24 protein-coding genes and 3 tRNA genes are annotated in these 25,187 nt (G+C 57.4%); 14 read left to right on the top strand and 13 right to left on the bottom strand.

Annotated elements, in window-relative coordinates; all coding sequences use genetic code 11:
- Positions 1-5: 5 nt before the first annotated feature.
- The 4 genes from eno to HUO14_RS06765 all read left to right on the top strand — a co-directional run bounded on the left by eno (position 6) and on the right by HUO14_RS06765 (position 4,279).
- Complete coding sequence (eno, locus tag HUO14_RS06750; protein WP_176279111.1) at positions 6-1,280, top strand: phosphopyruvate hydratase; 1,275 nt, start codon at positions 6-8, stop codon at positions 1,278-1,280.
- Positions 1,281-1,381: 101 nt separating this feature from the next.
- Positions 1,382-1,693, top strand: a complete 312-nt coding sequence (locus tag HUO14_RS06755; protein ID WP_176279112.1) for an FtsB family cell division protein — start codon at positions 1,382-1,384, stop codon at positions 1,691-1,693.
- An 82-nt stretch (positions 1,694-1,775) separates the two neighbouring features.
- Positions 1,776-2,897, top strand: a complete 1,122-nt coding sequence (pdhA, locus tag HUO14_RS06760; protein WP_176279113.1) for a pyruvate dehydrogenase (acetyl-transferring) E1 component subunit alpha — start codon at positions 1,776-1,778, stop codon at positions 2,895-2,897.
- A complete protein-coding gene (locus HUO14_RS06765; protein WP_176279114.1) occupies positions 2,897-4,279 on the top strand; it encodes a pyruvate dehydrogenase complex E1 component subunit beta in 1,383 nt (460 codons plus the stop codon). The genes pdhA and HUO14_RS06765 overlap by 1 nt, the downstream gene beginning before the upstream one ends.
- Positions 4,280-4,354: 75 nt before the next feature.
- On the opposite strand, the gene HUO14_RS06770 is transcribed toward HUO14_RS06765, so the two are convergent.
- Genes HUO14_RS06770 through HUO14_RS06780 form a run of 3 tightly spaced genes read right to left on the bottom strand, consistent with a single transcriptional unit; the run spans position 4,355 to position 7,573 of the window.
- Positions 4,355-5,062: a TadE/TadG family type IV pilus assembly protein gene (locus tag HUO14_RS06770; protein WP_246255348.1), complete on the bottom strand. Its 708-nt coding sequence runs from the start codon at positions 5,060-5,062 to the stop codon at positions 4,355-4,357.
- A gap of 16 nt (positions 5,063-5,078) precedes the next feature.
- A complete protein-coding gene (locus HUO14_RS06775; protein ID WP_176279115.1) occupies positions 5,079-5,669 on the bottom strand; it encodes a TadE/TadG family type IV pilus assembly protein in 591 nt (196 codons plus the stop codon).
- Between the two features lie 11 nt (positions 5,670-5,680).
- Positions 5,681-7,573, bottom strand: a complete 1,893-nt coding sequence (locus HUO14_RS06780) for a pilus assembly protein TadG-related protein (protein ID WP_176279116.1) — start codon at positions 7,571-7,573, stop codon at positions 5,681-5,683.
- A gap of 213 nt (positions 7,574-7,786) precedes the next feature.
- Here HUO14_RS06780 and HUO14_RS06785 point away from each other — a divergent pair, with 213 nt between their 5' ends.
- Both HUO14_RS06785 and HUO14_RS06790 read left to right on the top strand, forming a co-directional pair.
- Positions 7,787-8,458: a hypothetical protein gene (locus tag HUO14_RS06785; protein ID WP_176279117.1), complete on the top strand. Its 672-nt coding sequence runs from the start codon at positions 7,787-7,789 to the stop codon at positions 8,456-8,458.
- 31 nt (positions 8,459-8,489) lie between these two features.
- Positions 8,490-8,957, top strand: coding sequence for an EF-hand domain-containing protein (locus HUO14_RS06790; RefSeq protein WP_176279118.1), 468 nt, complete (start codon positions 8,490-8,492; stop codon positions 8,955-8,957).
- Here the strand turns inward: HUO14_RS06790 and trmFO are convergent.
- Complete coding sequence (gene trmFO, locus HUO14_RS06795; RefSeq protein WP_176279119.1) at positions 8,954-10,306, bottom strand: methylenetetrahydrofolate--tRNA-(uracil(54)-C(5))-methyltransferase (FADH(2)-oxidizing) TrmFO; 1,353 nt, start codon at positions 10,304-10,306, stop codon at positions 8,954-8,956. The genes HUO14_RS06790 and trmFO overlap by 4 nt on opposite strands.
- A 97-nt stretch (positions 10,307-10,403) precedes the next feature.
- Between trmFO and HUO14_RS06800 the strand changes: the two genes are divergently transcribed.
- Positions 10,404-11,084: a lysoplasmalogenase gene (locus HUO14_RS06800; protein ID WP_217907937.1), complete on the top strand. Its 681-nt coding sequence runs from the start codon at positions 10,404-10,406 to the stop codon at positions 11,082-11,084.
- Here the strand turns inward: HUO14_RS06800 and HUO14_RS06805 are convergent.
- The 4 genes from HUO14_RS06805 to HUO14_RS06820 all read right to left on the bottom strand — a co-directional run bounded on the left by HUO14_RS06805 (position 11,075) and on the right by HUO14_RS06820 (position 16,360).
- On the bottom strand, positions 11,075-11,911 hold the full coding sequence (locus HUO14_RS06805) for a TauD/TfdA dioxygenase family protein (protein WP_176279120.1): 837 nt from the start codon (positions 11,909-11,911) through the stop codon (positions 11,075-11,077). The two genes, HUO14_RS06800 and HUO14_RS06805, sit on opposite strands and share 10 nt — an antisense overlap.
- Before the next feature lie 117 nt (positions 11,912-12,028).
- Positions 12,029-14,731, bottom strand: a complete 2,703-nt coding sequence (gene gyrA, locus HUO14_RS06810; RefSeq protein WP_217907969.1) for a DNA gyrase subunit A — start codon at positions 14,729-14,731, stop codon at positions 12,029-12,031.
- A gap of 169 nt (positions 14,732-14,900) precedes the next feature.
- On the bottom strand, positions 14,901-15,605 hold the full coding sequence (locus tag HUO14_RS06815; RefSeq protein WP_176279122.1) for an SDR family NAD(P)-dependent oxidoreductase: 705 nt from the start codon (positions 15,603-15,605) through the stop codon (positions 14,901-14,903).
- On the bottom strand, positions 15,602-16,360 hold the full coding sequence (locus HUO14_RS06820; protein WP_176279123.1) for a peroxide stress protein YaaA: 759 nt from the start codon (positions 16,358-16,360) through the stop codon (positions 15,602-15,604). Before HUO14_RS06820 ends, HUO14_RS06815 begins: the two co-directional genes overlap by 4 nt.
- Before the next feature lie 188 nt (positions 16,361-16,548).
- On the opposite strand from HUO14_RS06820, the gene HUO14_RS06825 reads away from it, so the two are divergent.
- Entirely contained in the window at positions 16,549-17,841 is a 1,293-nt protein-coding gene (locus HUO14_RS06825) for a hypothetical protein (RefSeq protein ID WP_176279124.1), read from the top strand.
- Between the two features lie 54 nt (positions 17,842-17,895).
- On the opposite strand, the gene HUO14_RS06830 is transcribed toward HUO14_RS06825, so the two are convergent.
- On the bottom strand, positions 17,896-18,369 hold the full coding sequence (locus HUO14_RS06830; RefSeq protein ID WP_176279125.1) for an Lrp/AsnC family transcriptional regulator: 474 nt from the start codon (positions 18,367-18,369) through the stop codon (positions 17,896-17,898).
- A gap of 178 nt (positions 18,370-18,547) precedes the next feature.
- Between HUO14_RS06830 and HUO14_RS06835 the strand changes: the two genes are divergently transcribed.
- From HUO14_RS06835 to HUO14_RS06850, 4 genes are all read left to right on the top strand, one after another.
- Positions 18,548-20,221: a sensor histidine kinase gene (locus tag HUO14_RS06835; RefSeq protein WP_176279126.1), complete on the top strand. Its 1,674-nt coding sequence runs from the start codon at positions 18,548-18,550 to the stop codon at positions 20,219-20,221.
- A gap of 82 nt (positions 20,222-20,303) precedes the next feature.
- Positions 20,304-21,290 carry a polysaccharide deacetylase family protein gene (locus HUO14_RS06840; protein ID WP_246255349.1) on the top strand — a complete coding sequence of 329 codons (987 nt, stop codon included), beginning with the start codon at positions 20,304-20,306 and terminating at the stop codon, positions 21,288-21,290.
- 112 nt (positions 21,291-21,402) lie between these two features.
- A tRNA-Ile gene (locus HUO14_RS06845) sits at positions 21,403-21,479 on the top strand.
- A 105-nt stretch (positions 21,480-21,584) separates the two neighbouring features.
- A tRNA-Pro gene (locus HUO14_RS06850) sits at positions 21,585-21,661 on the top strand.
- Positions 21,662-21,706: 45 nt separating this feature from the next.
- Here the strand turns inward: HUO14_RS06850 and HUO14_RS06855 are convergent.
- A complete protein-coding gene (locus HUO14_RS06855) occupies positions 21,707-22,294 on the bottom strand; it encodes a DUF4126 domain-containing protein (RefSeq protein WP_176279128.1) in 588 nt (195 codons plus the stop codon).
- Between the two features lie 104 nt (positions 22,295-22,398).
- Here HUO14_RS06855 and HUO14_RS06860 point away from each other — a divergent pair, with 104 nt between their 5' ends.
- Entirely contained in the window at positions 22,399-23,223 is an 825-nt protein-coding gene (locus HUO14_RS06860; RefSeq protein WP_343046065.1) for an NUDIX hydrolase, read from the top strand.
- Positions 23,224-23,328: 105 nt separating this feature from the next.
- Here the strand turns inward: HUO14_RS06860 and HUO14_RS06865 are convergent, their stop codons facing one another.
- Positions 23,329-23,610 carry a hypothetical protein gene (locus tag HUO14_RS06865; RefSeq protein WP_176278791.1) on the bottom strand — a complete coding sequence of 94 codons (282 nt, stop codon included), beginning with the start codon at positions 23,608-23,610 and terminating at the stop codon, positions 23,329-23,331.
- A gap of 208 nt (positions 23,611-23,818) precedes the next feature.
- Positions 23,819-23,895 (bottom strand) — tRNA-Arg (locus tag HUO14_RS06870).
- Between the two features lie 104 nt (positions 23,896-23,999).
- On the opposite strand from HUO14_RS06870, the gene HUO14_RS06875 reads away from it, so the two are divergent.
- Positions 24,000-24,731 (top strand): queuosine precursor transporter, encoded by a 732-nt coding sequence (locus HUO14_RS06875; protein WP_176279129.1) that lies wholly within the window; start codon positions 24,000-24,002, stop codon positions 24,729-24,731.
- Here HUO14_RS06875 and HUO14_RS06880 read toward each other — a convergent pair.
- Positions 24,728-25,159, bottom strand: coding sequence for a hypothetical protein (locus tag HUO14_RS06880; RefSeq protein ID WP_176279130.1), 432 nt, complete (start codon positions 25,157-25,159; stop codon positions 24,728-24,730). The genes HUO14_RS06875 and HUO14_RS06880 overlap by 4 nt on opposite strands.
- Positions 25,160-25,187 lie beyond the last annotated feature (28 nt).

Raw genomic sequence — 25,187 nt, forward strand, 5'->3', positions numbered from 1 at the left:
TTCCCATGACCGCAATAATCGACCTTCATGCCCGTCAAATTCTCGATAGCCGTGGCAACCCGACCGTCGAGGTCGATATCCTGCTGGAGGACGGCAGCTTTGGCCGCGCCGCCGTGCCGTCCGGCGCTTCCACCGGTGCCTATGAAGCGGTTGAATTGCGCGATGGCGACAAGAGCAAATATCTTGGCAAGGGCGTCCTGAAGGCAATCGACGCGGTTAATGGCGAGATCAAGGAAGCGCTGACCGATCTGGACGCGGAAGACCAGGAAGAACTGGACGCGGTGATGATCGCGCTCGATGGCACGCCCAACAAGGCGCGACTGGGCGCCAACGCGATATTGGGTGTCAGCCTGGCCGCGGCAAAAGCCGCAGCCGACGCGCGCGGTCTGCCGCTCTATCGCTATGTCGGAGGCGTTTCAGCCCATGTCCTGCCGGTGCCGATGATGAATATCATCAATGGCGGCGAACATGCCGACAACCCGATCGATTTCCAGGAATTCATGGTGATGCCGGTTGGCGCTGACAGCCTGTCGGAAGCGGTCCGCTGGGGATCGGAAATCTTCCACACGCTGAAAAAGGGTCTGTCCGAAAAAGGTCTGGCCACAGCAGTCGGAGACGAGGGCGGTTTTGCACCGAACCTAGGGTCGACCCGCGAAGCGCTGGACTTCATCATGGCCTCGGTCGAAAAAGCCGGTTTCAAGATTGGTGACGAAGTCGTGCTCGCGCTGGATTGCGCGGCAACCGAATTTTTCCGCGATGGCAAATATCATATCTCCGGTGAGGGCAAGGTGCTCAGCCCGGCAGAAATGTCCGACTATCTTGCCGCGCTGTGCAAGGACTATCCGATCAAGTCGATCGAAGACGGCATGTCGGAAGATGATTTCGAAGGCTGGAAACTGATCACCGACGCGGTCGGCGATACGGTGCAACTGGTTGGCGATGATCTGTTCGTAACCAATCCCGAGCGTCTGTCGATGGGCATCAAGGACGGCCTGGCCAATTCGCTGCTGGTGAAGGTCAACCAGATCGGAACGCTGTCGGAAACATTGGCGGCGGTCCGGATGGCCCATAATGCATCCTATACCGCGGTCATGTCGCATCGTTCGGGTGAGACCGAAGATTCCACCATCGCCGATCTCGCGGTCGCGACCAACTGCGGCCAGATCAAGACCGGCAGCCTCGCAAGGTCGGACCGGCTCGCCAAATATAACCAGCTGATCCGGATCGAGGAAGAATTGGGAAGCGTCGCTCGTTACGCCGGGCGCTCGATTTTCAGTTAGGCGCTGTTTCCTCGTTTTTTTGAGGCGGTTGGGCGCCGTTCTTCAAAAATAGATATTAAGGCTCTTGCCAGCGAATCACTTTTCTGATTCAAGGCTGTTATATGGCGAAACGCGAAAAAATCACCGGTCTGATAAAAGCTGCCCTCGGGCCGGGCTTCGCGCTGATGACTCTGCTTGCCATCGCCGGCTATGCAGTGGTCGGGCCGACCGGCGTTCTGGCATGGGGCGAATATCAGGCAAAGCTGGAAACGCGCGGGATCGAACTGGCCAGACTGGAAGCCGAACGCGATGCATTGGGCAACCGGGTCCGGCTGCTTGATCCGCGCGGGGCTGATCCCGACCTGATCAGTGAACTGATGCGCAAAAAACTGAATGTCGTGCATCCTGACGAGATCATTGTTCCGCTGAAATAGCGCCGGGCAGTTTCGATTGGTCCGGCCGATTATTTAACCGGTCAGTGAGTCTAAGTGCTTGGGTAACGTAACAGTTTTGGCTATGCTATTTGCTAGTCAAAAAAAGGATCCCGCTCGCGTGGCAAAAGCTCCCCGGAAAACCACCCCAGCCAAGAAAACCGAAGCGCCCAAACGCGCCCCAGCCAAAGCAAAACCGGTCGTGCATTCGACCGGCGGTTTGAAGGCCCCGATATATAGAGCGACCAAAGCAGAAATGCTGGAATTCTACGAGCAAATGCTGCTGATCCGGCGCTTCGAGGAGAAGGCCGGGCAGCTTTACGGCCTCGGTCTGATCGGCGGGTTTTGCCACCTGTACATTGGTCAGGAAGCAGTGGTCACGGGCCTGCAGTCGGCGATCAGCCCCGGCAAGGACAGCGTGATTACCGGCTATCGCGATCACGGTCACATGCTGGCCTGCGGGATCGACCCGAATATCGTGATGGCAGAGCTGACCGGCCGCGCCTCCGGCATTTCGAAAGGCAAGGGCGGTTCGATGCACATGTTCTCGGTCGAACATGGTTTCTACGGCGGCCACGGCATTGTCGGCGCGCAGGTGTCGCTCGGCACCGGTCTGGCCTTCGCTCATAAATATAAGGAAGATGGCGGCGTCTGTCTGGCCTATTTCGGTGATGGCGCTTCGAACCAGGGGCAGGTTTACGAAAGTTTCAACATGGCGGAACTCTGGCAGCTGCCGGTGATTTTCGTGATCGAGAATAACCAATATGCCATGGGCACCAGCGTCAACCGCTCGTCCGCCGAAGACCAGCTTTACCGGCGTGGCGAAAGCTTTCGCATTCCCGGCGTGCAAGTCGACGGCATGGATGTGCTGGCGGTTCGCGGCGCGGTCGAAGAGGCGTTGAAGGATGTGCGCAGCGGCGGCGGTCCGGTGTTGATGGAACTCAAGACCTATCGCTATCGCGGCCACTCGATGTCCGATCCGGCGAAATATCGCAGCCGCGACGAGGTTCAGGACGTGCGCGAGAAATCCGATCCGATCGAACGGCTGAAGGCGGCGTTGCTCAAGCAGGGCGTGTCCGAAGAAGATCTGAAAGCGATGGACAAGAAGGTCCGGAAGACCGTGATGGAGGCGGCTGATTTCGCCGAAGAGTCACCGGAACCGGAATTGTCCGAACTTTATACTGACGTGCTGGTGGAGCAATATTGATGGCGATCGAACTGAAAATGCCCGCCCTGTCGCCGACGATGGAAGAAGGCACATTGGCCAAATGGTTCGTCAAGGAGGGCGACGAAGTCAGCTCCGGCGATATTTTGGCGGAGATTGAAACCGACAAGGCGACGATGGAATTTGAAGCCGTCGACGAAGGCGTGATCTCGAAAATTCTGGTCGAGGCCGGAACCGACGAGGTCGCTGTCGGCACGGTGATCGCCGAGATGACCGGTGAAGACGAAGAAGCCGAAACCGGAAGCGAAGCCGCTCCGGCCAGTGAGGCCAGGGAAGAGGCCAAGCCTGCGCCTGCGCAAGAAGAGAAGCCCGAGATCATGGAGGCCGCACCGCCGGCTCCGATTTCGCGGGCCGACGACCCGTCGGTTCCTGAGGGCACTGCCATGGCCTCGATCACCGTCCGGGAAGCCCTGCGCGATGCGATGGCCGAAGAAATGCGCAAGGACGAGACTGTCTTTGTAATGGGCGAGGAAGTCGCCGAATATCAGGGCGCCTACAAGGTGACCCAGGGCCTGCTAGACGAATTCGGCGCCAAGAGGGTGATCGACACGCCGATCACCGAACATGGTTTTGCCGGTATTGGGGCGGGCGCGGCGATGGGCGGACTGAAGCCGATTGTCGAATTCATGACCTTCAACTTCGCGATGCAGGCGATCGACCAGATCATCAACTCGGCGGCCAAGACCAATTATATGTCCGGTGGCCAGATGCGTTGCCCGATCGTGTTCCGCGGTCCCAATGGTGCAGCCTCCCGCGTCGGCGCGCAGCATAGCCAGAACTACGGTCCCTGGTACGCTTCGGTTCCCGGCCTGATCGTCATCGCCCCTTATGACGCAGCGGACGCCAAGGGCTTGCTCAAAGCGGCGATACAGACTCCTGATCCGGTGGTGTTTCTGGAAAATGAATTGCTCTACGGACGCTCGTTCGAAATACCCGAGATAGAGGATTATACGCTGCCGATCGGCAAGGCCCGGATCATGCGCGAAGGTGGTGATGTCACCATCGTCAGCTATTCGATCGGTGTCGGGCTGGCGCTGGAAGCTGCTGATACGCTTGCGGGCGAGGGGATTGAAGCCGAGGTTATCGATCTCCGCACCTTGCGGCCGCTGGACACCGAGACCGTGCTCAAGAGCCTTGCGAAAACCAATCGTCTGGTTGTTGCAGAGGAAGGATGGCCGACCTGCTCGATCGCCAGTGAAATCATCGCCGTCTGCATGGAACAGGGTTTCGACGATCTCGACGCCCCGGTGATGCGGGTGACCAACGAGGATGTGCCTTTGCCTTATGCAGCCAATCTCGAGAAAGCGGCACTGATCGACAGCGCGCGGATTATCACGGCGGTGAAGAAGGTCTGCTATCGTTAGGTCGGCAATGGACGCGATAATAGCACCCGCTCAAGCGGCCCGGCACGCCGGCTTGTTTGCCGGCAGGGCAATGTCCTAGCTCGGCGGATTGTCAATCGTGGCGTAGGTGCTGCATTTCCACAGCTCGTTATCCGGAATCTTGCTTGCGTTTTTCATCGCGTGGTCGTCACGCTCACGGGCCACGAAAGCGCTTTCATAGCGGATCACGGTCTCCCCGAAAAACCGGTCTGAAACCAGCGGTTTATAATCATATATGACTTCCGCAAAATTGATTGCGGTTGATCCGGCTGCCGATATTTTCTTGCCCGGTCGGCCGATACCGCCGTTGAGACTGGAATTATATCTGCCATCGCCTTCCGCGCCGTGCGAGGATGAGAAATTCGTGTTGCCGCCGTAACAGCGCTGCCAGCGTATCCATTGTCCCTTGTCGGACCCGGTTCTGCCGTTGGTTTCCAGACTGGAAAGTATGATCCGTGCGTTGGGCGAGAAATCGATCGCGTCGCCGGTGAGGTCGGCACCGGTGAATATTTCGCGAATATCAGCCTCGTCGATCGACTCCCGCGCGCGGGAAGCATTATCTGCGACCAGCATAGCAATCTGGCTAACCTGGAGATGGGCGATCGCAAGATTTGCGGTTTCCATCCCGGCCATGCCGATCAGCAGCATCACCGGCGCGGTAAAGGCAAATTCGAGCAGTGCTAGACCGCTGGTATCTTCAACGATCGGCAGATTCTTGAACCTGTCGATCATGGCGGAGGCATTGTTTTTCAGAATATTGTTCATTTTCTTTTGCCTCCCTCTAATCCAGCGTTGAAACACAGGTTTCGACGAGATCGACCTGCGCGCCAAATGGCTGGTTTCGTACCGCCGTACTGTTTGAAATGGTCATGATTTCGTCCATCCCCATCATCGACGCCAGCGGGAAGAGCCGTGGCGACGTGATCTCGATGGTGTAGCTGACGATATCGTCGGGACCACCAGTGCCTTCGATGCCGTAATCGATATCGAACACATCATTGTTGTTATTGTCGATGTAGCAGTCGCCCGGATCCACTTCACCGTTACCGTTCTTGTCGGTGGTGAGCTTTTCCGGTTTGCCGATATTGGTAAAATCGAAATAGCTTTCGGTCTTCACCTTGACGACTGCGTCGTTGAGGACGAGATCTTCCAGCCCACTGTTTACCTGCTGCTTGATCTCTGCAACCGTCATCTCGCCGGTCGACGCGTCGCGTGCCACCTTGTGCAGAACCGACTTGGACACCGTATCGACATAGCCCCGATATCCCAGGTCCATAATGCCCATGAGCATCAGGATGAACGGTCCGGCGACAAGTCCGAATTCGACCAGGGTCGCGCCGTTTTCATCCGACAGAATGCGCGCTTTTTTCATTGCTGACCGGATCATTTCGACAACCTCAGTCCGCCAATAGTCTTCGCGATATCACCGAAAGCGTCCTGTAGCGCGGTGTTGCTGGTGGCAGCCGCGGCATGACTTTCGCTCGTCGCACAATTTTTCAGATGCGTCTGGACCGTGCTGCTGTTGGTGAACTGGATTACCCAGATCGTCGTGCCCTGAGCCTTGACCGCATTGCACATCAACTGGAAGCGCTGGGCCTGGATTTTCTCATAGTCCGACTGGCCGGTGCCCGTCGGGGCCAGACGACCATCCAGCTGGTTGTAGCCATAGACGTTATATCTGTTCGGAAAGACGTTCAAATCACCATCGGTCATGAAGATGAGATGACGCGAGATATTGAATCCGTTTTTGGATTTCGAGTTTTCCGTAGCAAACAAACCGGTGGGTGACAGGAAGCGCGCGCCCCAAATCATACCGATTGTGTGGTTGGTATTGCCATTCGGGCTAAGCGAACTGATGTAGCTCTTGAGAGTGCCCGGATAGATCGTGCTCCCTGCCGAATTGAGGCCGGGATTGGAATCATAGCTGGCATATTCCGCAAGCCGTCTGCCTGCTGTCGGACATGATGAGTCGCTTGCCGACGATCCGTTGCGGAGATATTCAACACCGGTCCAGTAAGGCCGCCAGCGCGTTGCCTTGGATTCCGGAATAAGATCGATATCCAGATCGTAGGCATTTGCCGGAATGGCATTGGTCGTGGCGGTGATATCCGCGTAGCTGTCGCGTTCCTCGATGCATCCATCCCAACGGTCGTTTGGACCGTTCGTGTTGCTGGTGGGAGTGTTGTACAGAGTTGGTCGCAACGCGGACGGGTTGGATGACTTGATCGACTTCACATATTTGGAAACATCGTGGTCGAATTCGTCATATTCCCAGAAATCAAAAACAGCACCCGGCTGCCAGGTCGTCGTTTTTACCGGTGGTGAATCATATCTTTCGACCTTCCGCTTGCAAACTTTGTTATTTTTGCTTTTGCGGTCATAGCTGTAGAAGCTGAATTCATAGTAATAGCCGTTCTGGGTGAGCGGCGTGCCGGACCCATATCCGCTATTGCCTGGTGACCAAACCGGAGGCGTGGATTTATTCTGCCCGAACTTGAATTCGCAGGCATCGCGATCATTGCCGTCGGCGCCTGCAACGTTGATTTGTTCGTAGGTTCTTCTCAAGCCGGTCCCGGGGACTTTCCAATGGGCTCTTCGGGTCTGGTAATTCCATTCATCCTCTTCCGCCGTGCCAACGCCGCCGACCAGCCATGACGGATCAGCATCGTACAGGGTCTCGCCCACGTTAATCATCGCATTATAGGGCATGAAGCCATAGCGGATCTGGCTGCCTTGTGCGCCTCCGCCGGATCCGAGAATGTTGTAGAAATCCTCTACCGCATTTTTCAGACCGGTGATTTTCTTCAGCGACTCGTTGCTGGTGCTGCTGCCATCGGGTTTCCAGTTCATCGAACCGGTAACGTCTAGCACCATCATCACATCGACATTGCCGATGTCGAGGCGGCTCGAGCAATCGACCTTCAGATGCATTTTATCGTATCCGAAGATCTTCATCAGCGACGTGTTTATTGTGGTTTCGGCGAAGCCATTGACGGTTTTGTCTCCGGGACCATCAACGAACCGGGGATTGGCTTTACCGTCGACAGGTAAGAAGGGGTCGGTATCGAAAGAGCCTTCCGGAAAGTTGAAATCGAAGAATTTGCGGGCTTCAGTGGCGTCAGCGGAGGACATGGTCGCTCCCGACATCGAACGTCGTCCGGCCAGAACGCCGGCGTCACATGCTTGCTGCAAACGAGCCTGGGCCATATAGCCGCGGCCGATGTCAATGCCGCCGCCAATGATGCCGACAATCGGGAACAATGCTGCGGCCGCCATTGCATAGACATTACCTGCATTGTTCGATCGCAATGCCCTCAAGATGGCTCGCGTGGATTTTCTGTTTCTCTTGCCAAGCATTTCGTCCGGCCCCCTGAAATAACGCAATTTGAACATGTCAATTACGTGGAAAAGGGTTAGCGGCTGGCCAATGGGCTTGGTTAAAGCGATCTTTACCTTGATTTCGGGGGGAAAACTGGCAACCGCTGCACCATGATTGATGCGTTGAAAGAGCTGGAACCTCTCCAGAGATTGATTGCGGCCTATGCAAAATCGACGGATCGTGACCGTTATGCGCTGTTGTTTGCGCTCGATGCCCGATTCGCGGAAATAGTCCGGTCAACGTCGGAAATTTTGATTGGACAGATGCGGTTAACCTGGTGGCGGGATATTTTAACCAAAGCCGCGTCCGAGCGACCCGTTGGCGAACCTCTGATCGAACATATCAATCTGCTCGAGGCCAAAGGGGACTCGCTTGAGCCGCTGCTGGCCTTGCTTGACGGCTGGGAAGTGATGCTCGACGACTTTCCGTGGGATGATCGCCAGTTCCAGACCTATGCCACAGCGCGGGGGACGGGATTTTTCGGATTTGCTCTGGCCGGTGCGGAGCCGCTGACCGAAGATCAGGTCGAACTGGCCCGGGCATGGGCCTTGTGGGACTTTGCCCGGCATTGTTCCGACGCGAAAATGCGGGCCTCGGCCTTCGAGCGTTGCTCGGCGATCGTGAAGTCGCAGGCGCGCGCGGATTTTGACAGAAGCGGACGACCGCTCTCTATCCTTTGCGGGCTGATGACCCGCGATGTTAGGAAAGGGCAACTGGCTGCCGATCTATATACTCCGGCCAGCGCCGCGCGGATCATATGGCACGGCATCGCTGGTCGCTAGGGCGGTAGTCGCTGATCTGCGGATAGCGCTTATGAAGAAATTCGCCGCCGGGGCTGCCGGCATGATGTTGATGCTGACGGCCGGCCTGTTCATCTGGATCGGTGCGGAGGGTCAGGATATGCCGATCCCGGCTGCACCGCCGGTCCCCGAACCTGCCGAGGCCGAAAGCCTGCCGGTGGTCGAACTGGATCCGGACCTCGTCGGGCCGGCCCCGCCAGTACCGCCCAGTGCCTACAAGGCGTCGCGTGAGGAAAGGCGGTTCAATCGCTATGACCGCAACCGCGATGAAATTGTCACCCGTCTCGAGATGATGAGCAGTCGAACCGATTCCTTCAAAAAGCTCGACACCGATGGCAATAATTATCTCTCGTTCGAGGAGTGGGCGATCTCGACCAGCGAACGATTTGCGGGCGCCGACGCCAATGGCAATGGTCAGCTGACCCGTACCGAGTTTCGCAGCACGAGGCCCAAGCGCTCGCCGCCGCGCTGCAAATGCTAGGCTATTTGCAGGCCTTTTGACGACAGCGGTTGCAGCCAGGAGGCGAAGTCTTCCCGGGCTCGCGCGGTATAGGCTTCCTTGCGCTCTTTCTTTTTGACCCGCTGCTCGAACGGCGGGAAGAGTCCGAAATTGACGTTCATCGGCTGATAGTCGCGGGCGTCGGCACCGCCGGTGATATGCGATAGCAAGGCGCCGAAGGCAGTAGTCTGCGGGGGCAGGGTGAAAGGCTCGCCACGAATCTCGGCAGCGACCATCCGGCCCACCATCAGGCCGACGGCGGAGCTTTCGACATAGCCCTCGCAACCGGTGATCTGGCCGGCGAAGCGGATATGCGGTGCTTTCTTGAGGCGCAATTGCGGATCGAGCAATTTGGGTGCGTTGATGAACGTGTTGCGATGGAGGCCACCCATCCGGGCGAATTCGGCATTTTCAAGACCGGGAATGGTCTTGAGCAGATCGGCCTGCGCGCCATATTTGAGCTTGGTCTGGAATCCGACCATATTCCACAGCGTGCCAAGCGCATTGTCCTGGCGCAACTGGACGACCGCATAGGCCTTGCCGCCAGTATGGCTGTTGGTCAGACCGACCGGCTTCATCGGACCGAAGCGCAGGGTTTCGGGACCGCGCGAGGCCATAACTTCGATCGGCATGCAGCCCTCGAAATAAGGCGTGTCCTTTTCCCACTGTTTGAAGTCGGTCTTTTCGCCGTCGAGCAGGCCCTGGATGAAGGCCTTATATTGCTCCTCGTCCATCGGGCAGTTGATATAGTCCTTGCCGTCGCCTTCCGGCCCGACCTTGTCCCAGCGCGACTGCATCCAGGCGATGTCCATGTTGATGCTGTCTTTATAGACGATAGGGGCAATGGCATCGAAGAAGGCCAGCGAGTCCTCGCCGGTCGCCGCGCCGATGCTTTCCGCCAGAGTCATCGCGGTGAGCGGTCCGGTGGCGACAATCGTCAGGCCGCTTTCGGGAAGCTGGTCGATGCGCTCGCGGACAATCTCGATATTGGGATGTTCCGTAAGCCGCTTGGTCACGCCTTCGGAAAAATGATCGCGGTCGACGGCGAGCGCCGATCCGGCGGGCAGGCGGTGCTTGTCGCCTTCGCCGATGATGATCGAATTGAGGTCGCGCATTTCCTGGTGTAAAAGTCCGACGGCGTTTTTCTCCGCATCATCGGAGCGAAAGCTGTTCGAGCAGACCAGTTCGGCGAGGCCTTCGGTCTGGTGGGCAGGCGTCATTTCGCCGCTTCCCCGCATCTCGGACAGGCGGACTTTCACGCCCTGTTCCGCGAGTTGCCATGCTGCTTCCGACCCGGCGAGTCCGCCACCAATAATATGTACATCTGTCATGGGCGCCTTAGTGTTGTGGTAAGACTCTAATGTCAATCTGGCAGTCGAGCCCGTTGCATGATACAGGCGATGAAGAATAGGGGACGATGACATTCCGATGAAAAGCGCATTTGCCGAATCCCGACCGTTTTTGCTGCTCAGCCTGCTGTTCGGGATCAGCTATTTCTTTGTAAAAGATAGCAATATTCCCGGCCTCTACCTGATGGCGTGGAAAGGTGCCGGCGTCGGGTTTCTCGCCATTTATGCGCTGGTCCGTCTGCATCGGCTGGACGGAAAGATTGTCGGCGCGATCATGGCCCTCGGTGCGATCGGCGATATGGCGCTCGAATATGACCTGATTCTCGGCGCCGGTGCCTTCATGGCCGGACATCTCGTCGCGATTGCTTTCTACTCCCGCTTCCGCCGCCATCAACTGGGGTTCAGCCAGAAAATATTCGCGATCATGCTCGTGCCGCTGTCGGTGCTGATCGCCTGGGCATTGCCGTCGGTTCGGGCGGATGCCGCCGGTGTCGCAGTCTATTGCCTGTCAGTCGCGGCCATGGCGGCCATGGCATGGACCAGCCGCTTTTCACGCTATCAGGTTGGCGCCGGCGCGGTGATGTTTCTGGTCTCGGACTTGCTGATTTTCGCCCGGATGGGCCCGATGGAAAACAGTGTCATTCCGGAATTGCTGATCTGGCCGCTATATTATTTCGGCCAGTTCATGATCGCCACCGGAATTGTCAGGACGCTGAGGCACGAATTGGCAGCCGAAAGCGCAGACCCGGTTCACGCCTGATAAGCGGCGATCGTCGTACGGTGCAGCAGGCGGTCGTGGCCGTCATAACCCCCGGTCGCGCAGTGCAGCACCGAGCGATTGTCCCACATAATCAGCATATTTTTCTGCCACTGGTGGCGATAGACAAATTCGTCACGGCTTTGCCAGGCATATAATTGCTGGAGCAAGGGCAGGGCTTCTTCTTGCGCCATGCCTTCAAAGCCGATGATATAGCCCATGCAGCTGAACAGTCCGGGGCGACCGGTCTCCGGATGTTCGCGGATCAAGGGGTGAGTCTCGATTGCGCGGGCCGATTCGTCGGGACGGATCGCCATGCTGCGGCCCTCGTCCTTTTCACCATAGGCGCCATCCGGCGCATAGGCGAGACCTGCGCTGTGGATCGCGGTCAGGCCTTCATATTGGGCGCGCATTTCGGATGGCATGGCGTCGAGCGCAGCGTGCTGGTTGGCGAATAATGTATCGCCGCCGACGGGAGGAATGGTGATCCCGAGCAGGCAGGTGCCGGCTGGCGGATGCGCCTGGAAACTCCAGTCGCTGTGCCAATTTTCGGCAAATAGCGGGCTTTTCTCTTCGGCATCGCGCCGGATGGCAGCAATATGTCGGCGGCCTTCTATCGGGTCGAAAAACGGGTCATGGCCGAAGTCGCCGAAATATCTTGTGAACCGTTCCAGATCGTCATCGTTCATCGTCTGGTCCGGGAAGGACAATACATGATGGTCGAGCCAAGCGGATCTGAGGGCGGAGACTTCGTCAGTCGAGAGTGGCTGCCTGAGATCGATGCCGGTCACTTCGGCGCCGCAGGCTTGCCCGGATGGACTGATCTTCATCGGCTTTCCCCTCCATGTTTTTCCGTTCGTGCCGAGCCTGTCGAAGGGCCTATCGCCATCGAGAGACCTCTTCCTGCAAGGGGCTTCTTCGACAGGCTCAGGACGAACGGTATTGGATCATTCGGCTGTATCTTCCGGCGCTTCATCTCCCGATGCTTCCGGTGTCGCTATGTCACCATCGGAAATGCCCTGTTCGACCATTTCCTCAACCACCGCATCTTCGGCTTCGTTTTCCGATTCTTCTTCCTCGTCAATCTTGGCGGCGCCGACGACATGTTCGCCCTTCGCAACGTCGAACAATTTGACGCCCGAGCTGTTGCGCCCGATCACCCGCATGTCCGCAACTTTCATGCGGATCAGCTTGGCCTGGTCGGTGACCAGCATGACCTGTTCGTCGTCGGTGGCGCGGAAGCTTGCGACAACAGTGCCGTTGCGCTTGATATTGTCGATATTGAGAATGCCCTGACCACCGCGGCCCGACTGGCGATATTCGTAGGCGCTCGAGCGCTTGCCATAGCCATTGGTACAGACAGTGAGGATGAAGTCCTCCGTTTCACTGAACTCGGCCATACGTTCGGCGGAAAGCTCGGGTGCGTTCTCGTTATCCTTCCAGGGAGCCGCTTTCAGATATTGATCGCGTTCCTCGGTCGAGGCTTCAAATCCGCGCAGAACAGACAGCGATATCACTTCGTCGTCGCCCTTGAGCGCGATGCCGCGCACGCCGGTGGACGTCCGGCTCTGGAACGAGCGGACCGCGTCACCGGCAAACCGAATGGCCTTGCCATTCTTGGTTGCCAGCAGGACGTCATCATTGTCGCTCAGCAATTCGACGCCAATCAGGCGATCATCGTTGCCTTCCTCAAATTTCATCGCGAATTTGCCGTTGGACGGTACGTTGGTAAAGCTGTCCATGCTGTTGCGCCGTACGCCGCCTTTGGCGGTGGCGAACATGACATGGAGGCTCGACCATTCGGCTTCGTCTTCCGGCAATGGCAATACGGTGGAGATCGTCTCGCCATCGGCCAGCGGCAGCAGGTTGATCATCGGGCGGCCCTTGGTCTGGGGTCCGCCTTCGGGCAGTTTCCAGACTTTCAGGCGATAGACCTTGCCGTGGGTCGAGAAGAACAGGACCGGCGTATGGGTCGAGGTCACGAACAATTCGACAATTGCGTCCTCGTCCTTGGTCGTCATGCCGGCGCGGCCCTTGCCGCCGCGGCGCTGGGCACGGAATGTGTCGAGCGGGGTGCGCTTGATATAGCCGCCATGGGTGACGGTCACGACCATCTCGGACCGTTCCATCAGATCCTCGTCTTCGAGGCCGTCCCATGCTGCGGTTATTTCCGAGATGCGCGGGGTCGCAAATTCGTCGCGAACCTGTTCGAGCTCTTCACGCATTACGGCATAGAGCTTTTCGCGGTCGGCGAGAATCGCGAGATATTCCTCGATCGCTGTGGCCAGTTCCTTCAGTTCGTCGCCGATTTCCTCGCGGCCGAGCGCGGTCAGTTTCTGCAGACGCAGATCGAGGATCGCTTTGACCTGAACCTGCGAGAGTTTGTAGCTGTCGCCTTCGACATCGGTTTCGGTCGCCTCGACCAATCGGATATAGCCGGCGATCTCGGCAATCGGCCACTCGCGCCGCAGCAGGGATTCGCGGGCTTCAGCCGGGGTCGAGGACCCGCGAATGATCCGGACGACTTCGTCCATATTGGTAACCGCCACAACCAGACCCAGCAAGATATGCGCCCGTTCACGGGCTTTGTTCAGCTCGAACTTGGTGCGGCGGGTGATGACTTCTTCGCGGAACTTGACGAAGGACTCGATGATGTCGCGCAGATTGAGAACTTCGGGACGTCCGCCGCGAATGGCGAGCATGTTGGCCGGGAAGCTCGACTGGGCCGGGGTGAAGCGCCAGATCTGGTTGAGCACGACATCGGCGGTTGCATCGCGCTTCAGCTCGATGACCACGCGGACGCCGGCGCGGCTGGATTCGTCGCGGATATCGGAGACACCCTCGATCCGCTTGTCCTTGGCGGCTTCGGCGATCTTCTCGACCAGTCCGGATTTGCCGACCTGGAACGGAATCGACGTCAGGACGATCGAGCGTTTGTCACCGCGACCTTCCTCGATCACATGGCGAGCGCGCATCATGATCGATCCACGGCCATCCTTGTAAGCAGCGCGTGCGCCGGACTGGCCCAATATCAGCGGTGCGGTCGGAAAGTCCGGTCCGGGGACGATCTCGATCAGCTCGTCGATCGTAATGCCGGGATTTTCGATATAGGCGAGGCTGGCGTTGATCACTTCGCCGAGATTATGCGGCGGGATGTTGGTGGCCATGCCGACCGCGATACCGCCGGCGCCGTTAACCAGCAGATTGGGGAAGCGGGCAGGGAGCACGCTGGGTTCCTGGAGGCTGCCGTCATAATTGGGGATGAAATCGACGGTATCCTTGTCGAGATCGTTGAGCAGGAAATTGGCGACCTTGTTCAGCCGCGCCTCGGTGTAACGCATCGAAGCGGGCATGTCGGGATCCATCGAACCGAAATTGCCCTGACCGTCGATCAGCGGCACGCGCATCGACCAGTCCTGGGTCATCCGGGCAAGCGCCATGTAAATCGCGCTGTCGCCATGGGGGTGATAGTTGCCCATCACGTCACCGACGATCTTCGCGCATTTGCGATAGGGTCGTCCGGCGACCATGCCGCCTTCCTGGGCGGCGAATAATATACGACGATGAACCGGCTTCAGGCCGTCACGGACATCGGGCAGCGCACGGCTGACGATGACCGACATGGCATAATCCATGTAGCTGGTTTTCATCTCGTCGACGATGTCTATCGGTTCGATATTGGACGGCGACGGTGGAGTGGTTTGTTCGTTCACAAACAGGCCTTTTTAATAGGTTTTTTCTTGCCGGTTCTTCTAGGGGAACGGACAGGCAAAAGCCAGCCTTTCGGGCCAGTTTTGCAATAATATTACAGTGTCGAAATCAGGGTTGGATTTCCGCACCGTCCCACGCGAAAATCTTCCCGCTGTCGGCGGGTTTCAGGGCATCCAGAACAGCCAGCAGCTGGCGCGCGGCGCGACCGGGATCAAATAATTTTCCGGGCGGAACATTGCCCTGAAACGGGACGCTCAGCCCCGTGTCGACGGTGCCCGGATGCAGGGCGACTATTATCGACCTGTCGTTCTTGCGCGACCATTCTATCGCCAGGTTGCGGATCATCATGTTGAGCGCGGCCTTGGATGCGCGGTAGCCGTACCAGCCGCCGAGGCGATTGTCCGAGATGCTGCCGACCCGGGCGGACAGCGCCGCGAATTTGCCACCCTCCTTCCGGCTCATCAGCGGCAGAAAATATTTGGCGACAAGGGCAGGGCCGATTGCATTGACCTGATAGTTTTCCATCAGCCAGTCCGGGTCAAGCTGACGCAGGCTTTTCTCCGGACCTTTTTCGCCGTCGTGGAGCAGGCCGGTGGCAACGAACACCAGTGATGGCGAAATATTTTGCGCTTTCAGCCATTTGGCGGCCACTTCAATGCTCGCTTCGGATGTCAGATCGACCGCAACCGGACTATTGCCGGTGCGGGAAAATCGCACGACTTTGTGATATCTGCTGTCCGCTTCGAGAGCATCGGCGACAGCAGCGCCAATCCCGCCGCTGGCACCGATAACGACAGCGGTCTGTCCCGTCATGAGCGCAGGAAGCGAAGACTGTCTGCGGTGCTGCTTTCAGGGTCATAACGATAGCCGTCATAATCAAAGCCCTTGAGCCCCTCTGCGTCTGCCAGATGGTTCTCGCAAATATAGCGCGCCATCATTCCGCGCGCACGTTTGGCTTCAAAGCTGATGAACTTGGGGCCGTCGGGGCTGTCCTTGCGAAAATCCACTTCGATGACCCGTCCTGGCAGCTTGGCGACATGGGGTTTGACTGATGCCCAATATTCGTTGCTGGCCAGATTGACGATGGTGTCGCTGCCGCTCTGCTCGAGATCCGCCGCCAGCGCCTTGGCAATCTTGTCGCTCCAGAAGTCGGTCAGCTTGCTGTAACGCGGTGCCCATCTGGTGCCCATTTCCAGGCGATGGGGCCTGATCGGGTCGAGCGGGCGGAGCAACCCGTAGAGGCCCGAAAGAATACGCAAATGACCTTGCGCGAAGGTGATTGTTTCTTCGCCGAGGCTGGCCGCTTCGAAGCCGGTATAAACATCGCCATTATAGGCATAGATTGCCGGCCGTTCGGGTTGATTAAAGAAATCGCTGTAGCGCTGCCGGTTGAGCGCGATGAGATTGTCCGAAACCGGCATGATCGACTTCAGTTTCTTGACCGTCAGATTGTTTATGGCATTCGCCAGCCTTTCGGTTTCGGCCGGAAAGCGGTTTTCGGTCACGACGACAGGAGGAATGGCGGATTCAAAATCTAGCGATTTGGCGGGGGAAACAATTGCAAGCACGCGATTTTACCTCGTTTTACGATATCGGATGTCTGATACGGTCGTTCAGATGCGACCGTTCAACCTCTATTCAGCGGATTTACCCTAGGAAAGAGTAGAAAGCTTGGTAATAAGGCCAAGAGCTTATGGTGCAACCATATTCAGGAGAACATGCTTCTCCCAATCAGTAATTTATCCGGAGGATATACATGCGTTTTTTATCTCATTTTTCCATGGCGGTAGCCTTGGCAACCGCTGGCACGCTGGCGTTTACGGCATTGCCGCAAGACGCCCAGGCGGCGAAAAAGAAGAAGAAAGAAAAAGAATCCGCGATCGAAATTAGCAAGGAAATCCGGCCGAAGGTTGCCGAAATCCAGACTGCTCTGGCGAGTGAAACCCCCGAAACTGCAAAGCCGCTGGTCGATGCCTTGCTAGCTGAAAATCTGGCAGGCGATGACCTCTTTGTAGCGGGGCAACTGGCGATCCAGCTTGGTGGCGCGGTCAAAGATACTTCCTTGCAGGAAAAAGGCATAATTGCTTCGCTCAACAGCGGACGTACCGGTGCAGAGCAATTGCCCGCTTTTAACTTCTATGCCGGCAATTTTGCCTATTCCGCGGAGCGTTGGGCAGAAGCTGCGCAGCGTTTTCAGGCGGCTTACGATCTTGGCTATCGACAGGGCAATGTCGAGCCGCTGCTGGCCGAGACTTATTTCAAGCGCAACATGCCCAAGGAAGGCCTCGCCAAGTGGGCGCAGATCATCGACAACGCCAATGCATCCGGGACCAAGGCACCGGAATCATGGTATAGAATGGTCCGTGACCGCGCGCTGGCCACAGGCGACAAGAATCTTTATTCAACCTGGGCAGCCAAATGGGCAGCCGCTTATCCTTCAGGAGATTCCTGGGGTGATGCAGTGAGAGCCAGCCGGATCACGTCGCAATCGGACAGTATCCAGAATCTTGAAGTGTTGCGATTCATGAAAGTGACCGGAGGACTGACAACCGCCCGCGACTATAAGGAATTTGCCGAGGAAGCGCAGCGCAAAAATCTGTTTGGCGACGTGGTTGCCGTGATCGAGGAAGGCCAGCAAAAGGGTCTTATCACTTCGAGTGATCCGCTCGTTTCCGAAGTTCTTGCGCCAGCACGGCGGCAGGTGTCGGGTGATCGTGCATCATTGCCCAGCCAGCCATCTGCGGTACGCGGATCTGGCAGCAGCTCGGTGATGATGAATTTTGCCGATGTCTGGCTGAGCTACAAGGGTTTCGACAAAGCCGCTGCATTTTACGAAGCGGGACTTACCAAGCCAGGGGCCGATCTTAATCGCGGCTATATGGGTCTTGGTACAACGCAAGCCTATGCCGGCAATTATGACGCTGCGTTGCAAGCCTTTGCGAAAGTATCCGGAACACGCGCACCATTGGCGCAGATGTGGACGACCTGGATAGGCCAGCAAACCAAACCAGCCGCTGCTGCAGCGGTTGCGGCGGAGCCAGCAACCTAGGTCCGAACGAACCTGAAAATCGAAAGGGGCGCCGTTTCCGGTGCCCCTTTTTTTTTACTGGTCGATCGGAACGCCGGGCTGATGTTTGGCTGACCGGATGGTGAGCGATGTCTTTACGCTGGCGACATTGGGGGCGGCGGTAAGCTGACTGGTCAGAAAGCTCTGGAACTGCTGGAGATCCTTGGCGACCACCTTCAGCATGAAGTCGATTTCGCCGTTGAGCATATAGCATTCCCGCACTTCGGGCAGCTTTTGCACATGATCTTCAAAGGCCCGCAAGTCGTTTTCCGCCTGACTTTTCAGGCTGACCATCGCAAAGACGGTGATTGTATATCCCATTTTGGCAGGATCAATCGCCGCATGATAGGATTTGATGACGCCTTCGTCTTCCAACGCGCGCATGCGGCGGAGGCAGGGAGGGGCCGTTAGACCGACGCTATTGGCAAGTTCTACATTGGTTATGCGGCCATCATTCTGCAGCCTTTGCAAGATCTTCAGATCAATTTCATCAAGGTTAGTATCAGCCATAGTGATGTAATATCCGTTCGCGAATCATTTGATCGTTATAATAAAATAAGCCAGCCAAGCAATGCTTTCTCCGATGTCCCACATTGTGACGCGAATTTTTCCTAGCTTCCCGTTGCTCCGGGAAAGGGTTATTGCCAAGTTAACAACCGTGTATAACAAATCTTATCAGGATCAAATATTGCGCTTCGATGATCGCCTGAACACCGTGCTGAAAGGGAACCTTCCGGAAGGCTCGGCTGCTGCTACACAATGGCGTCAGGTCATCGATCTAATGGCACAAAAACCGGGCGATCTGGCCAATCAGGATGTGCAGCAGGGATTGACCCGCTTGCGGGATTTGCACGACCGGGTCAGCGATGCGGACCGGCTGGCGGCCGTACAATCGCTGAACGGCCGTTTGCGTTCCGCGCCGCTGCTAGTCTATTTGAGCGCCGATAGCGATGCCATTTGTGATGCCGCGGTGGCAGCGGCAGATTTGACACCCGAGATCAGTGCCGATGCATTTCCGCGGCTTTCCGAGCGCGCGCAAGCGCAATTGCGATCTCGCGGTTTTCAGGCGGCTGACGAGCAGCCAGTGGATGTCAGCCCGGTAGCCGAGGATGAGCGGAAATCTGTTGGTCGCGTTTACGAGCGGCCATCCTCAGAAGTTTCCGGCGAGAGTGCGCCCGTTGTCCCCGCGGAGAAGACCGAAGAATCCCAGATCAGCGCCCTGGTCGAGAAAATCGCTGACTATCAAAAGAACCGTAGCGTAGAAGCGACAGGTCAGCCGGCGGGTGAAACCGGCAACAAGGTCTCCTTTCTGGAATCGCTCGAGGCGATCCGGTTTGAAACCGATGAATCCGGCACCATCATGTGGACCGAAGGGCCTCCGGTCGGGGCGATCGTCGGTGTCACCATCGCCCAGCCAGCCTTTGATGACGGACCGGGCCCTGACGCCTATGGCGCGGCCGCCTTTCGCCAGCGGATGCCGATGGAAAATGCGCGGATGCGGCTGTGCGGGGCCTCGATCGTTGCCGGCGACTGGCGGATGAGCGCCATTCCCTTTTTCAGCGAGGAAACCGGACGGTTCGAAGGCTATCGCGGAATCATGCGGCGGCCGAATATTGCGGAGGATGCGGGGCATAGCAGTATCGATCTCGAACGCCGCGAACAGCTGCAGCAATTGATCCACGAACTCAGGACACCGCTGAATGCGGTGATCGGTTTCAGCGAGATTATCGAGCAGCAACTGTTCGGGCCGGCCTCCTTTGAATATAGATCGCTGGCGCGCAACATCATGGATGAAGCGCGGCGACTGCTGGCGGGATTTGAAGATCTCGACATCGCGGTGAAGGTTGATTCCGGACAATTGCCGGAATCGGTCGGAACCACCAAGGCTGACTGGCTGTTCGAGCGGATGACCCAGCGGCTGCAGGGGCTGACGCAGAGCAAGACGGTTGATCTCAACATCAGCAAGGCCGAGCCGGTTCGGCCCTTCGCCCTCGACGGCGAATCGGTCGAACGGATTTTTGCCCGTCTGTTGTCGGCGGCGATTATCGCTTGCGAGAATGGCGAGACACTGAAGGGCGAGCTGCGGACGCGGATAGGGGTGCAGCCAACCAACCAGTTTACCCTCTCGCGGCCGTCGCGAATAAAGGATATTGCCGAGAGCGTTCTGCTGGATCCATCGCAGGGAATTGATGGCGACGTTGGAGAATCGTCCTTGCTCGGCCTCGGCTTCTCGCTGCGGCTGGTGCGAAATCTCGCGCAGGCTGCGGGCGGCTCGCTGACGATCAACAAGGACAATATCGCATTGACCCTTCCCGCCGCAGCGCCCGGCAAAATTAATGTTCGGGAAACGGAAATAGAGTAGGCCGTGCCTTCGACTACTTGGCTTTCCTAATTTATCGTGCGAAACGAAGCCGTCAGAAGTCAATATGCGGGGGCTGCAGTCGATGAAAATCCAGACACCGGATCGTCATGTGAAGTGGCCGAGCGAATTCGGCAGACGTTTTCTGATCACCATCGACACGGAAGAAGAATTTGACTGGGATGGCCCGTTCGAACGCCGCGGTCACACCACCATCACGGTGCCGATGCTGGAAAAATACCAGGAATTTGTCGAGAAATACGGTGTCAAACCGGTTTATTTCGTCGATTACGCGATCGTCCAGGATGACACGGCAGCAGCGTTTCTGAAAACCGTCACCGGTCGGCAAGGCGCCACGGTCGGCGTTCATCTCCATCCCTGGATCAATCCGCCGTTCGAAGAGGAGATCAACCAGCACAACAGCTTTGCCGGCAATCTGCCGAAAGAGCTGGAGGAGCAGAAGCTGGTAACGTTGCGCGATGCCATTCGGGAAAAAATTGGCGTGACGCCGACCATCTATCGCGCCGGTCGATACGGGATCGGTCCGAATACGACCGAGATATTGCTGAAACACGGTTTTGTCATCGACAGCAGTATCCGGCCGCGCTTTGACTATAGCGGCGAGGGTGGCCCGGACTTCCTGTCGGTTGGCTCCGAGCCATATTGGTGGGGCGAGGGCGAGCAACTGCTCGAAGTGCCCCTTACGACCGTCTATTCGGGTATTTTGCGCCGGCAATATGGTCTTGCGGCGACGGTGATGGAAAAATCACCGCTGGCCAACGCGCTATTGTCCCGCAGCAAGATGCTCGAGCGTATCCCGCTGACGCCGGAGGGTATTTCGGCGCGTGAAACCAAAGAGGCGATCGATGTCGCGCTCGACGACGATTTGAGGCTGCTGGTTTTTTCCTTTCATTCGCCGTCGCTCTCGCCCGGCCATACGCCCTATGTGCGAAACGAGAGCGATCTCCACGGCTTTTATGACTGGTGGCGGGAGATTCTCGAGCATCTCGATTCACGAAATGTGAAACCGGTCGGTATCGATGATTTGTTGCAGACCGCCAAAGGCGCCTGATTGCTCGCTGGTCGCCAGTCTGACGAATTGCGATGATCGGTCTTGCCAAATCGTTACAGCTTCCGCTATCGCACCATTCCATTGAGATTTGCCTGACAAAAGCTGCTCATATGGGCCTGTAGCTCAGTTGGTTAGAGCTGGCCGCTCATAACGGCTAGGTCGGGGGTTCGAGTCCCTCCGGGCCCACCATTTTTTCTGCGACGCCGCGAAAAGCTCTCTTGACGAGCAGCGGCAAAAAAGAAGCGTAAAAACCCTTTGCTTTTCGCAAAAGCACCGCCTAGGGGAAGCGCGCGTCGGGGAGTGGCGCAGCCTGGTAGCGCACCTGTTTTGGGTACAGGGGGTCGCAGGTTCAAATCCTGTCTCCCCGACCATTTTTTCCCTCTGTATCTTGCGCTCCAACTTTCGCTGATCGGCGACTAGCTTCCGCTGGCCACGATCTGTCGCCAGAGCCTATACCCCTTATAGACCAGAAAAATGCACAGGATCAGCATCACCGATGCTATGATTAGAGCGGCTATCGGGTTGGCGAAGGCGAGGAACAGCAAGCCGCCGGTGGCAATATCTTCGCCGGTCGATACAACCGCATTGCTGACCGGCTCCGGACTGGTGTTGACGAGGGCGCGGGCGCCGGCTTTTGCGCCGTGGCTCATCAGGGCCGCGCCACCGCCCAGCAGAAACACCGCCACCTGCCAGGCCGGGTCGCTGGCGTCGACCACCGCGAGGGCCAGCAGAGCGCCGCCCAGCGGCCGGACCGCTGTATGGATGGTGTCCCAGACCGAATCGAGCCAGAGAATCTTGTCGGCGAAAAATTCGGCCAGCGCTCCGAGCGCGCTGATCGCCAATATCCAGGGATTGGCGAGCGCATCGAGCATCTGAAGATTTTCCGGCAGGCTGATCCACTGCAACCGCATCGCGAGACCGGTGACAAACACGGTCAGATATAGTCGCCAGCCCGCGATCAGGCTGACGCTACCGGCCAATCCCAATAGCTCGACTATTCCCATATCCCGATCCTGCCACGGCGACGGAAGTTTGGCAAATCCGATTGCGCGGACAGGCGGGAATCAAATCACTTGGCAAACCAGTCGCTTGCTGTTCATATGATGATATGATCAAATCAGAGAATAATAGCGGAACGCCGCCCATCGATGCGATAACCGGCAAGCCGATGCCCAAGCCGATTCCCGCCGCCACATTGGTGATATTCCGCGATCAGCCCGGAAGCGAGGCGCCGGAACTGTTGATGGTCGAACGTTCGGCCAAGATGGTCTTTGCTGCCGGTGCTGCGGTTTTTCCCGGTGGCAGAATTGATGATGCGGATTTCGATTATGCCAGGGCGCTCGGCCATGATGATTTTGACGAATATGGCGCGCGGATCGCGGCGATCAGAGAATCGATCGAGGAAACCGGAATTGCGGTCGCGGTAGATGGTGATCTCGACCCCAGACGTGTTTCGGAAGCACGGGATGCGCTGAACAGCGGAACGATCCTTTCCGATATCTGCAACCAGTTCGACTGGCAGCTGGAACTGGAAAAGCTGATACCCTTTACGCGCTGGTGCCCGCCCTTTGCCGAAAAACGGGTTTTCGACACGCGATTCTACATGATTTCTCATGATGATCACAAGGCAGAGGCCACGGTCGACGAAACCGAGAATTACAATCTGTTCTGGGGCAATGCACAGTCCGTGCTCGATCGCGCCGATGCCGGAGAGGTGAAGATCATCTTCCCGACCAAGCGCAATCTGGAAAGGCTGGCGCAATTTGGTTCGTTTGACGAGGCGGTTGCCCACAGCAAGGCTCACCCCTCGGTGATGGTCTCCCCCAGTCTCGAGAAACGCGACGGGCTGGTCCATTTGTGCATTCCCGAAGGCATCGGCTATCCGGTGACGTCGGAACCGATGGACGCGGTCCAGCGCGGTTTCAAGAAATAGGACAGATGGCGCGGCGGCAGGTCGCAGAGATAACCCTTTGAATCCCTGCGGAATTCTGGCGCACTTGCCGCTGTGGCCTTGCTGCCGAACGGCGAAATTATTTGCTCAAGCCTGGCTGTCTTTGCGATCTTTCAGCGGATAGTCTTCGGGGCGCACCGTGGAAACATTCGGACGCTCGCTGACCTTTTCGGGCGATTGCCCGCCGGGGGTCAAATCGTCGTCATCATCGGCTGGTGTATTTTCGGCGTCTCCATATGTCCCTCCGGCCTTGCCCTTGTCCATGCCGTATGAAGTCTCCGGCCTGTGCGGAGTCCCGGGTGCTGCTCCGGGGTTCAAGCGTTCATATTCATGAGAATGCCCGGTTTTCTTGTTATCACTTTTGGCCATAGCAAATCCTCCATTTTGTGACGTATCAACAGGATTACGCGGCCATGGCGGGATAGTTCCGGCGGAATTGCTCTGAATATGGGCAGGTCGACGAAAGATATGGGGAGAACGGGCGGGATCAGAGCCGGCCAAGTAAAGCAGTCGCTTGCTATTTGCCTAACTTTTACCGCCAGACCGGATAGTCCTGTGCATCGGTCATTGGGAAAAATGGTGCGCCCGGCAGGACTCGAACCTGCTGCCTCAAGATTAGAAGTCTCGCGCTCTATCCAGATGAGCTACGGGCGCGTCATTTCCAAGCGCTTTAGCGTGCTTTTGACCGGCTGCAAACCGTGATGTGCCTGCCGTGCCATAATTGTTGAATTGTCCTGCGCCGGAGCTAAGGTCCGCCGATGAACGATAGTCCTGTTGTCCGCACCTCCGCTTCCAGCCAGACCGGCCACCGGTTCCGCTATTATGATTTCGTGATGGCGGCCTTCGTCACTGTCTTGCTGCTGTCCAATGTCATTGGCGCGGCCAAGCCGACCTTCATCACGATCAGCGGCGAACAGTGGATTTACGGCGCTGGCATATTATTCTTCCCGCTTGGCTATGTGATCGGCGACATTCTGACCGAAGTCTACGGTTATGCGCGGGCGAGGCGGGTGATCTGGGCCGGCTTTGCCGCGCTGCTGTTCATGGCTTTCATGAGCTGGGTGGTGGTTTCTTTGCCGCCGGCAGAGGGATGGGAAGGGCAGGCCGCCTATGAAAGCGTCTTCGGTCAGGTGCCGCGCATCGTCGCGGCATCGATTGTCGCCTTCTGGGCCGGTGAATTTGTGAACAGCTATGTGATGGCGCGGATGAAGGTCTGGACGCAGGGCAAGGCGCTATGGAGCCGCACGATCGGCTCGACGGTCGTGGGGCAGGGCGTCGACAGCCTGATCTTCTATCCTCTGGCCTTCTGGGGAATATGGGAGCCTGCGGTGGTGTTTACCGTGATGGCGACCAACTGGTTGCTGAAGGTGCTGTGGGAGGCGGTGCTGACGCCGGTGACCTATCTGGTGGTCGGCTGGCTCAAGCGGCGCGAGGGCGTCGATATCTATGATGAAGATACCGACTTTACCCCGTTCAGCACGTCAACCTAGGCGAGAATGGACTGCTTCTCCGCGTTGCGGGCAAAAAGATAAAAGCCGACTGCAAAGATCGGGATCAGGATCGGCATGATCCATTCGCTGCCGGTCAGGACGTCGGCATATCCCAGGAACAGGAGCAGGCCGCCAAACTGGATGAAGACGGCGATCATCGACAGCAGGAACATCCTTACCGCCAGGCGTTTGCGGGCGAGCAGCAGGATCGAGCCGACAAATCCGGCGAACACGGCGACGGCAAAGGCCGAGGTCAGCCAGACCGGTTGGTTGAGAAGCAGATTCTGCTGTTCCGGCCGGAGCGCTGCAAATGCTTCCGGGCTCATCATGAACTGCTGGAAATAGGCGGCAAGCCCCATTGTGTTCCATACGAGAGCAAGAATTCCTACGACCCAGAACCCGGTTGGCGCTTTTCGTTTATCCATCATTATTGACCCCATCCCCTGAAACTGAGGC

The organism is Parasphingorhabdus flavimaris, assembly GCF_013371215.1.
GTDB classification, from domain to species: Bacteria; Pseudomonadota; Alphaproteobacteria; order Sphingomonadales; family Sphingomonadaceae; genus Parasphingorhabdus; species Parasphingorhabdus flavimaris.

Bases quoted from the DNA above. Each gene is read 5' to 3' on its own strand.
- eno (WP_176279111.1), top strand. From the start codon at position 6: ATGACCGCAATAATCGACCTTCATGCCCGTCAAATTCTCGATAGCCGT.
- gyrA (WP_217907969.1), bottom strand. From the start codon at position 14,731: ATGAAAACCAGCTACATGGATTATGCCATGTCGGTCATCGTCAGCCGT.
- HUO14_RS06780 (WP_176279116.1), bottom strand. From the start codon at position 7,573: ATGGCGGCCGCAGCATTGTTCCCGATTGTCGGCATCATTGGCGGCGGC.
- HUO14_RS06755 (WP_176279112.1), top strand. From the start codon at position 1,382: ATGGCGAAACGCGAAAAAATCACCGGTCTGATAAAAGCTGCCCTCGGG.
- HUO14_RS06805 (WP_176279120.1), bottom strand. From the start codon at position 11,911: ATGAAGATCAGTCCATCCGGGCAAGCCTGCGGCGCCGAAGTGACCGGC.
- HUO14_RS06875 (WP_176279129.1), top strand. From the start codon at position 24,000: ATGAACGATAGTCCTGTTGTCCGCACCTCCGCTTCCAGCCAGACCGGC.
- HUO14_RS06770 (WP_246255348.1), bottom strand. From the start codon at position 5,062: ATGAACAATATTCTGAAAAACAATGCCTCCGCCATGATCGACAGGTTC.
- HUO14_RS06765 (WP_176279114.1), top strand. From the start codon at position 2,897: ATGGCGATCGAACTGAAAATGCCCGCCCTGTCGCCGACGATGGAAGAA.
- trmFO (WP_176279119.1), bottom strand. From the start codon at position 10,306: ATGACAGATGTACATATTATTGGTGGCGGACTCGCCGGGTCGGAAGCA.
- HUO14_RS06865 (WP_176278791.1), bottom strand. From the start codon at position 23,610: ATGGCCAAAAGTGATAACAAGAAAACCGGGCATTCTCATGAATATGAA.
- HUO14_RS06855 (WP_176279128.1), bottom strand. From the start codon at position 22,294: ATGGGAATAGTCGAGCTATTGGGATTGGCCGGTAGCGTCAGCCTGATC.
- HUO14_RS06785 (WP_176279117.1), top strand. From the start codon at position 7,787: ATGATTGATGCGTTGAAAGAGCTGGAACCTCTCCAGAGATTGATTGCG.
- HUO14_RS06860 (WP_343046065.1), top strand. From the start codon at position 22,399: ATGATCAAATCAGAGAATAATAGCGGAACGCCGCCCATCGATGCGATA.
- HUO14_RS06830 (WP_176279125.1), bottom strand. From the start codon at position 18,369: ATGGCTGATACTAACCTTGATGAAATTGATCTGAAGATCTTGCAAAGG.
- pdhA (WP_176279113.1), top strand. From the start codon at position 1,776: ATGCTATTTGCTAGTCAAAAAAAGGATCCCGCTCGCGTGGCAAAAGCT.
- HUO14_RS06775 (WP_176279115.1), bottom strand. From the start codon at position 5,669: ATGAAAAAAGCGCGCATTCTGTCGGATGAAAACGGCGCGACCCTGGTC.
- HUO14_RS06815 (WP_176279122.1), bottom strand. From the start codon at position 15,605: ATGACGGGACAGACCGCTGTCGTTATCGGTGCCAGCGGCGGGATTGGC.
- HUO14_RS06825 (WP_176279124.1), top strand. From the start codon at position 16,549: ATGCGTTTTTTATCTCATTTTTCCATGGCGGTAGCCTTGGCAACCGCT.
- HUO14_RS06790 (WP_176279118.1), top strand. From the start codon at position 8,490: ATGAAGAAATTCGCCGCCGGGGCTGCCGGCATGATGTTGATGCTGACG.
- HUO14_RS06800 (WP_217907937.1), top strand. From the start codon at position 10,404: ATGAAAAGCGCATTTGCCGAATCCCGACCGTTTTTGCTGCTCAGCCTG.
- HUO14_RS06880 (WP_176279130.1), bottom strand. From the start codon at position 25,159: ATGATGGATAAACGAAAAGCGCCAACCGGGTTCTGGGTCGTAGGAATT.
- HUO14_RS06840 (WP_246255349.1), top strand. From the start codon at position 20,304: ATGAAAATCCAGACACCGGATCGTCATGTGAAGTGGCCGAGCGAATTC.